The sequence below is a fragment of the Enterococcus sp. AZ170 genome (genome assembly GCF_050545135.1).
GTDB lineage: Bacteria > Bacillota > Bacilli > Lactobacillales > Enterococcaceae > Enterococcus_L > Enterococcus_L ureilyticus.
Genome location: NZ_CP172947.1, coordinates 1,122,332 through 1,131,035, shown reverse-complemented (window position 1 = coordinate 1,131,035; position 8,704 = coordinate 1,122,332). Strand labels below are relative to the sequence as shown.

Sequence of the window (8,704 nt, the reverse complement as noted above, 5' to 3'; positions counted from 1 at the left end):
CTATTGTCAACGGTATTGGGCATCTGCTCAATGCCGTTTTTTTCTGTCCTATAACTAATTTTGAAGGGAGGTACATTTTTAAGAATCGATGAAAAACTGGATAAAACAAAAAGGCACTTCACCGTTTGGCGGCAACCGAACGATGAAGCCTTGTATAGAAATCCGTTACACCTCTATACAAGTTGCCAATTTGCTAGCACCGAAGCACTAGCTTCTTTATTGTACCTAATTTTCTTTTGAAATTCTAGTTGGTTTTGTTAATTTCTTGGGATTAAGGGTGGTTTAGGAGTGAATTGTGGGGTTGGTTTGGCTGATTGATGACGGTATTGACAGGTTCGGTATCGTTTTTTGTTTTACTCTGGGAGAAGGCGTTATGAATACAGCAAGGCTTTGAAAGTCGTTTGTAGCGCTGGGTTATGGGTTTGCCTCGTCAATGTGCAGATAGAACGGTCACTGAATCCAGAAATTTAGTGAAAAAATTGGTGGGAGAAGTTGGGTTTGGGCTTGGATTTCGTTTGGCGCTTATCGGCTTTTCTCCGCCTTATTTGAAGGAGATCAGGAGAATGGATAAACAAGGACAGAATTTAAAGGCGGTTACGTATCAGGATATTGTTGAGTTGCGGGATTTTATGGAGAAGATGGCTTCTTGGCAGGAGCCTTTGGCGATTTTGGATCATTTTTTTCAGTTTCGGTCTGGGCCGATCAATAAGAAGCGGATTGTGAAGGAGTATTATGCGCGGGCGCAGATGTTTCATGCTTTTTATGAGGATTATAATCGGTTGATTGAGTTGGGGGATGAATTGGTGATGGAAATGGTTAGGGCTGAGAAGGTTGTATAAAAATTAATATTTGCTAAATAGGCTAAAGAAACATATTTATCAAAAATAATATTGATAAATATGTTTCTTTATTTCCGCTTTATATTATAAAAAATTTTTACTAAAAACATAAAATATAGATTCAACCTTAGTTCAAATCATGTATCCATTTTTCAATATATCAATCATTTGAAAACGAAATATTTAAATTTATATATTTATATCATTATTTTCGTACTCAAAGCACTTTATTTCATTCCATATTAATGTTATCATACAATTATAATAACATTAAGAAAGAAGGAGTTTTATGTCAATTAAAGTTGAGTTATTAGGAGAGGAATATGAAGTTATAGATTCTTTAAATAATATTACTCTTGCTGATTCTTTTTTGAAAAATAAAACTGGTACTGGTCATGGTGAAGCAAAACTTTACGTAGGTAATGAATCCACTAACCTTTTCGATTTTTTTGAGAATTTTTCTTACGGAAAAGCTATCTTGTTAAAAAAAGACCTTCTATCATTTTTATCTTCAGTAAAAGATGAGTATATTAAGCCACAACAACGTTATTACAAAACTAGAAGAGTTAATGGCGTAGAAGTATCTGATGATGTAACTAGTGAAATGCCACTAAGATGGCAACAATTAGATACACTTGTTGAAAATCAAAGTGATTCTCTTAACTTTGACTTTTTTAGAAGTGATATCGCTCCACCGAGGGTATATATAAACTCTAACTCTGAGAATTACACTCTTTTAAGAGAAATAGGAATTCCTAACATTTCGTATCTTTCAATTTTAAAGTTGAAAGATAATAAAGATAATACTATTTTTTATTTCAAGCCCTTTGTCAACTATTCAAATGACATTATAGGATATGTTTATCCAACGCCTCAAGAAGAAAACGAGATTGCTACAATTGAAGAAAACTCAAAATATACTGCCAAAAAGAAGAGTACTTTAGTATGCTCTCGTATTGGTCAAGGAAAATATAGAGAAAAGTTATTGGATGAAATGCCTTACTGTCCTTTCACTAAGATATCCGATGAGCGATTGCTAATTGCTTCCCACATGAAGCCATGGGTTAAAAGTAACGATTCCGAAAAAATAAATTCTAAAAATGGTTTAATGCTTAGCCCCACTTATGATGTACTTTTTGATAAAGGCTTTATTACTTTTGAGGACAATGGAAAACTTATTGTATCCCCATTTATTTCTCCAATGAACCAAAAACGTTTGAACATTCATACTGGAAAACAGATTGGTATCGAGATATTTTTTGATAAAGAACGCCTAAATTACCTTGAATATCACAGAGAACATATATATATGGGAGTTTAAAAAGTAGGAATTGGTCTAAGAGTTTCAACATTAGACCAATTCCTACTTTTTTATATTCCTAACCCGAGTTGTTCCGAAATATTACCTTTTATCTCGTTACATTCAAATACAGATGTACTTGAAATACTGTTTACCACATGCATTAATACATTAACAACAATTGAATTACCTGCTTGCTTATATGCTTGCGTGTCAGATACCACAATCTTGAAACTATCACAAAAACCCATTAATCTCAAACATTCCCTAGGCGTTAGCTTACGTATTCTTCCCTTAGTGGTTACATAATTATCTACTCCAGCACGATGCATCTTTGTCATTGTAGAAAGTAACGGTCTAGCAATATCTAAATCAATTTCAGGTCGAGAATAAAAACCTTTTGTTCCAGTAGACATAACATAATTTACCAACTTTTCAGATAAATAATATTTTTCATCGATTTTTTTTCCTCTCTCAGAACTAATAGGTTCAAATCTAAAGTCTCCATGCCAATTAAATTGTTGATTTGCCTTTTGGCATAGTCCTATATCTCCATTAATCTGAGTATATTGTTTATTAAGGTTTTTTTTCTTTATGACAAATTCTATGCCTTTTTTTCCTAAATAATATTTATCTGCTACATTAGTTTCCAAATAGTCTGCCATAACAGTTTCTAACTTTATATGATTTGGAAAAGAAAATTTTTCAAAATGATTTTTGTTCAAAAAACCAACTACAAATATACGCTCTCTATTTTGTGGGATACCATAATTTTTTGCATTCAATACTTTATAATCCCATGAATATCCTAAATCACTAAAAACATTTTGCATAATTTCCCAAGTATTTCCATTATCGTGGCTAAGAACACCTTTTACATTTTCATAAATAAAAACTTTAGGTTGAATTTCTTTTATTAGTCGAGCAAATTCATAAAACAAAGTTCCTCTCGTATCCTCAAATCCACCTCTACGACCTACCATAGAAAACGATTGACAAGGACTTCCACCTACAAAAAGATCAACTTCGTTTGTATATTCATGACCATTTATAAACCTTACATCTTGATGAAATTTAGATTCATCTATATCATAATTTGCAAAATATGATTGCTGAACAAAATTAGTTTTTTTACTTTTTGAATAAAGTGAATCTACATATTGTTTTCTCTCTATATTAGTATCTAAACTTTGTAAATGTTCTTTGATTTCTTCTTCTGATATATCTATTTCTCTATCTCCATTATCTGCTGCAAAAACTACTTCAAATGGAAAATTTAGTCTCTCCAAAGCGTGTTCTATTGCTCCAATACCACTAAAAACTGTTGCTAATTTTATAGGTTTCATTAAACATCCTCCTAAGTATACCAGACCCAGATACGTCTTGGATAACTTGAATTATATCATTTATTTTGATAAAATTACAACTATTTATTTTGTCACTGCTCTTAAAAATTACTTCCTATTTTATATAAAATAAGATCGATCTTTTATTTTTCTCAATATATCTATAAGCCTTTATCCTCTTAACTGGTGAAACAATACCTATAAAAAATATGAACAGCGTCGTGAAAAAAATTGAAGCAAGAAGCAACAATAGCGAATATTCCTTAAAATAAATTGGAAGCAACGAGAGTACTACCATAACAAAAAGAAAAATAATCAGTAGAAAATTCTTCCTCATTTGTTTTCTTCCTTTAACAAGATACGCTTTTAGTTCATCTTCACTAACGTTAGTTAAATAATTCAACTTATTTTTATCACTATTAGCAATCTTATTTATTAACAAATTAAAGAAAGCACCACCTAAACAACCAATAACTAAAATTATTGCTATTAAAGTAACAGGGCTTAAAGAAGACTTAAAAAGTACATGTCCAAATACATAGTAAATAGTCACTCCCAAAAATCCTGACAATATCGTTGATCTATAAGAAGTCATCTCAATTTCAACTACTACTAATTTTTTTGTTACTGTATCTAAAAATATACTCTTTTCCCCTGCTTCACCATTATATACAGCAACATATCGTTTCCACATTTTAGCTCCTCACTCCTTAACTCGAAAACATTCTCCAAATGCGACAAATATGTCTATCAATAGCTATTGATCGGTTATCTCTTTTGATATATTTTGTATTTCCCTGTATTTATTGATAGATGATTGGTCAATAGAAATAATAAAAACAACATCATAAAACATAAAGAAATAATCCAATAGCCTTTGGGGTTTGATTATTTTTTGCCATTCCTGAAGAGCTACTTCTTATCTTACGAAATTTTAATCAGATTTAGAAATACGAAGATAGGCTAAATGCAAAACAATCAAACTCCTTGTTAAATTCTATTTAATCCTCCTATCTAAGAATGCACTCATTATGCAGAAAAAACGCTGTTTTGTCAGCGTTTATCCAAATGGTCTATTTGTTTCCTAAGCGTCTACTGCTGAGAACTGTTATCGTACAAAAAAAATTAAGTAGTACTGTCAATCACTCTATAAGTATTAAGTTAGCAAATTATAGTATTTTCTCTAAAAAGTAATATTTTTGTGATTACTTACATCCTTTTTTTTCACAAGTAACAGATTGTGTTGTTGTTACCCAATCTTGTGGGTTGTCATCTATCCGAGCACCACATGCTGTATGATTTCCGTTTCTAGTATGGATCTTTCCTTTTTCTGATTTCTTAGTATCATTTCCAATATATTTCACATTTGCCATAATCGTTCCTCCAACAAAATTTTTTATTTTACTAACCATTTGCATTAAAGAGTATATTGACAATACTACCTAATTTTTTTTATATAATAATCATTTAAGTTTATTGTTGACACAATAAACTATTATGCCATGTACCAGTAACCCATATGATTTCATCAGCTGCGCATTATTATTGCCTGCAACGATCGTTTGGGTATCTTTTGTGATTGTTGTCCCTTGATTTAAAGAACTCACCGATGATGCTATAGAAGTAGCGACAGCTTGTGCTACTGCGGAATTACTGTTTATATCCTTTGGCATCGTTTTTTCCTCCTATAATTAAAAAGTAAACGTCTAACGACTTAGTTTTTATAATAGTATATATACTTAATTGTAATTCTTAAACAACTCAATGTAAATATATGATTTTCAAATGTTTAGTTTGCTTGCTTAAAAGGGAATTATGAAATACATTTTTCAACTTAATTATGTGCTCTTTTTTTAGTTTTTAAATTGATCCAAAAATATGCTCTTTTTTCCTACTTCACCATTATATACGGCAACATATCGTTTCCACATTTTAGCTTCTCACCCCCTTAACTTGAAAATATTCTCTAAAATTTTATAAGTATGTCAGTATGGTTATCAATTCTCGGTTATTTCTCCTTTTTTCTGAAATAAAGAAATCAACTATCATGTATTTACAACTCCTAATAGTAAATGTCTGTATTATCAAATCAACACTATACAAATGATTACAACTAAAATGAATATTGACACTAAAAGAACAATATAATATACTTTAAATAATAAATGAAGGGAGAATTAGAATAGTATGAAAAAAGTTTTGTGGGGAATTTCATTATTCGTTTGTTTTGGATTTACTACAAAGGTTGAGGCTCAAGAGAAATATGAAATTAGTGAGAATAATACTAATCTGATTGAGGAACTCACCTCAGCGGAACCTGCAAATTCAGATTATATCAATAGCACTATTGATATGTATTATGAGGTACCTTCCGAAAATGATTCTAGTGAAGATTTCAATTCATTTTTAAATTCAGTTCTAGTTGAGCTAAAAAAATACGATCATAATCAAGATGAAAAATTAGAAAATCATCTTGAATTTGCTGAGGAAAATGTTGACTCATCTTTGGATAGCAACTTACCTCGAACGTCTAGAGCTTTAGTTGCAACACCTTATGATATTGCTTTAGGAGCATACGCTGCCGGAATTAAACTGGTAGAACGGAGAGGGCATTGGCAGACTGCTAATTATATGAGACGTGCTATTGTTCCAGCAAACAGAGTCAACTCAGCATATACACCAGCAACGTATTACAATACGAATGATACTTGGGCTAAAATGGTAGACAGTGAAGACTTAATGCGCTCTTACTACGGACGTTTAAAAGCTGAAGCTTTCCGAGGAGGCAGAGCTTCAGGATCTTTCACAGGGTCACATACGTTCACAAGTGGACATTTACTCACGGCTTTACGAGGTGTGTCTTATACAGTGTCCTATAAACGACAAGCAAATGGAAATTACTTTACTACTGTAAAAGTAACTGATATATTTGATTTTGCTTGGGAACCAAATGGATATAGTAATAATTTTGCTGTCGGTTTTGGGAATAACTATTGCTATGCTATGCAATCTCGTGGATATATAAAACCTTATAAAATTGAAATAGTAAGATCTATGTCAAGATAAGACAGGAGTGAGTTTCATAAAATATAATAAGTTGCTAATCATTACACTTAGTTGTCTATTTATAGTTTTGAAAGTTGTTGGAACTTTTCTGACACTGAATTTTTTACCTATTCAAGACCCTGAAACATTAACAATGGAAGAAAAGTTTAAACTGCAAAAAGAATTTTCTATCAATTATGATTTAGGAAATTCTATGATAAATCTAAGCAAACTATTTTTTGTAGTTTTGATAGCGTACTCGATATACTCATTTTATGTTTTTTGGAGAATTACTCACTCTGAAAACAGTGATTTCATCAAATAAGATCTTTTCCTCCTTTACGTACTTATATGTAAAGGGGGTTTTTATATGGATCAAATTATACTATCAGAAAGTATCGTAGTTGGATTGGTTATCAGTAAGCAGATCGGCCAAATGGGCGTTTGACAATATTGAGGATGAACCTGAACTCTACATCTTACTTATCAAGAGCGTTTAAATTTAGGAAAGAATTGCAGAATTTTGCGATAAAAATATAAAAAATAAGTCTATCTCAGTGCCACGTTAACGGGATAGACTTGTTCTATACTGTGGAATGGCACTTATAAAAAAGATATTTTTCCTATCATGCATTTCTATCAATGACTATTGAACTGTTACTACTTTTGATATATTTTGAATTTAATATTATAAGCAATATCAAAAATATGTACAGATTTGATAGAATCATCATAAATGTAATTCCAATTTCAATAAGCTGGCTCTTTTCTATGCTTGTTGAAGCATAAAAAAGAATTAACAAATTCGGTAATACTATATTAAAATCATTAGCACTATTAAAATGCTGCTTAACACTTTTCTATTTTTAGTTTCAACTCGATTAATTAGCAAATCGTCAGCTTGGCTTTTATTTAAGATGTACGCTTTTTGTGGCATTAGCCAATTTAATCCGAAAAAGAAATAACCTAAGAATGAACTATCTTTGTCAATTAGATAGTAGTTTGATTGAGAATGTATTACATTATAGCGATGGTTATTATAAAGAGGTTTTGCAGTGGTAAACTCCAGTTTTATCACATCCAATCGTTCGTTTAGTTATAGTTTTTTATTACTAACATAGAATAAGAGTCAATAACTGAATAGTTATTGACAGCTTACTGCATCTTAAATTTTTTCAATATTATCCAAGAGGTTTACTTACAATCCCTCTCTCAATCAACTTTCCTTCACCATTTAGCCATTCAGTATACAATTGTTCAAACCGTTCTTCTTCCTCATCTGTATAACCATTGAACAAAATAGAATCAACATTTTCTTGATTAAAATAAAGCACTTCATTAGGATTTAAACCGCTTGGATATCTGCAACCGCTATAATCATACAAAACATTTTTGTCATTTTCATTTACAACAGGGCCTCTGTTTAAAATCATAATTTTTTGACTACCTTCTTTTAAGTAAACGATACTACCGATTGTTAACATAATTTTCACTCCTTTTCACTTGAACCTTGGCATTTTAATGCTATTTCTCAGGTTTATAACTATATTCCATGTTTTCCATAGGTTTTACTATTGACGTGTTTAAAAATGACACAAACACTAAATAGATGAATATGACTGGTATAACCGTTAAGGATTTAGCCTGGATCAATAAGGACAACAGAAAAACTAATATTGCTATCAAAATAATCGTTCCAGTTACACAACGTTTTTTATAAAAATTATTATCCTTCTTTAAAACAATCAGATGATCTAATTTTATTGTTGTTTCCTCATTAAAAATCTTTTTCAACTTATTAAGATTAACTACAGATCGTACATATCTAAATATGAAACTACAGAAAAAAGCGATTAGAACAGCTAAAAACATAAGATTCATTGTTAGTTCTTCAAAAAATATACTTTCTAATCCTTTCATAAAAGCATAAATTACACCACCTAGCATAAATCCAGAAAACGACCATATTAAAGCGCCCGTTTTGTTTTTAGGAATTTTTTTAAGCTTAGTATATTGGTCTTCATTAATTTTTGTAGCGTTGTTAGCAACATACCACGTAGACATTGGAATCAGCCAAGTTGATTTGTGTGAATCTAAATCAATTAAATACTTATCCTTTTTATTGATTGTTGCTAATTTAAAACGAGGTATAGACGTATCTTCTACTCTCATTT

10 protein-coding genes are annotated in these 8,704 nt (G+C 30.9%); 3 read left to right on the top strand and 7 right to left on the bottom strand.

Going from position 1 to position 8,704, the window contains the following annotated elements:
- Positions 1 to 416 precede the first annotated feature (416 nt).
- Positions 417 to 839, top strand: coding sequence for a hypothetical protein (locus IGJ55_RS05495; protein ID WP_430607649.1), 423 nt, complete (start codon positions 417 to 419; stop codon positions 837 to 839).
- Between the two features lie 289 nt (positions 840 to 1,128).
- A complete protein-coding gene (locus IGJ55_RS05490; protein ID WP_430607648.1) occupies positions 1,129 to 2,160 on the top strand; it encodes an HNH endonuclease in 1,032 nt (343 codons plus the stop codon).
- 50 nt (positions 2,161 to 2,210) lie between these two features.
- Here the strand turns inward: IGJ55_RS05490 and IGJ55_RS05485 are convergent, their stop codons facing one another.
- The 4 genes from IGJ55_RS05485 to IGJ55_RS05470 all read right to left on the bottom strand — a co-directional run bounded on the left by IGJ55_RS05485 (position 2,211) and on the right by IGJ55_RS05470 (position 5,158).
- Complete coding sequence (locus tag IGJ55_RS05485) at positions 2,211 to 3,485, bottom strand: DNA cytosine methyltransferase (protein WP_430607647.1); 1,275 nt, start codon at positions 3,483 to 3,485, stop codon at positions 2,211 to 2,213.
- Positions 3,486 to 3,600: 115 nt separating this feature from the next.
- On the bottom strand, positions 3,601 to 4,179 hold the full coding sequence (locus IGJ55_RS05480; protein WP_430607645.1) for a hypothetical protein: 579 nt from the start codon (positions 4,177 to 4,179) through the stop codon (positions 3,601 to 3,603).
- A gap of 511 nt (positions 4,180 to 4,690) precedes the next feature.
- On the bottom strand, positions 4,691 to 4,858 hold the full coding sequence (locus IGJ55_RS05475) for a hypothetical protein (protein WP_167331071.1): 168 nt from the start codon (positions 4,856 to 4,858) through the stop codon (positions 4,691 to 4,693).
- A 90-nt stretch (positions 4,859 to 4,948) separates the two neighbouring features.
- Positions 4,949 to 5,158 (bottom strand): TIGR04197 family type VII secretion effector, encoded by a 210-nt coding sequence (locus tag IGJ55_RS05470; protein WP_430607642.1) that lies wholly within the window; start codon positions 5,156 to 5,158, stop codon positions 4,949 to 4,951.
- Positions 5,159 to 5,672: 514 nt separating this feature from the next.
- Between IGJ55_RS05470 and IGJ55_RS05465 the strand changes: the two genes are divergently transcribed.
- Positions 5,673 to 6,551, top strand: coding sequence for a hypothetical protein (locus tag IGJ55_RS05465; RefSeq protein ID WP_430607640.1), 879 nt, complete (start codon positions 5,673 to 5,675; stop codon positions 6,549 to 6,551).
- A gap of 793 nt (positions 6,552 to 7,344) precedes the next feature.
- Here IGJ55_RS05465 and IGJ55_RS05460 read toward each other — a convergent pair.
- From IGJ55_RS05460 to IGJ55_RS05450, 3 genes are all read right to left on the bottom strand, one after another.
- A complete protein-coding gene (locus tag IGJ55_RS05460; protein ID WP_430607637.1) occupies positions 7,345 to 7,608 on the bottom strand; it encodes a DUF443 family protein in 264 nt (87 codons plus the stop codon).
- A gap of 103 nt (positions 7,609 to 7,711) precedes the next feature.
- Entirely contained in the window at positions 7,712 to 8,014 is a 303-nt protein-coding gene (locus tag IGJ55_RS05455) for a DUF4176 domain-containing protein (RefSeq protein WP_010764374.1), read from the bottom strand.
- Positions 8,015 to 8,054: 40 nt separating this feature from the next.
- Positions 8,055 to 8,702, bottom strand: coding sequence for a DUF443 family protein (locus tag IGJ55_RS05450; RefSeq protein ID WP_430607634.1), 648 nt, complete (start codon positions 8,700 to 8,702; stop codon positions 8,055 to 8,057).
- Between the last annotated feature and the right edge of the window lie 2 nt (positions 8,703 to 8,704).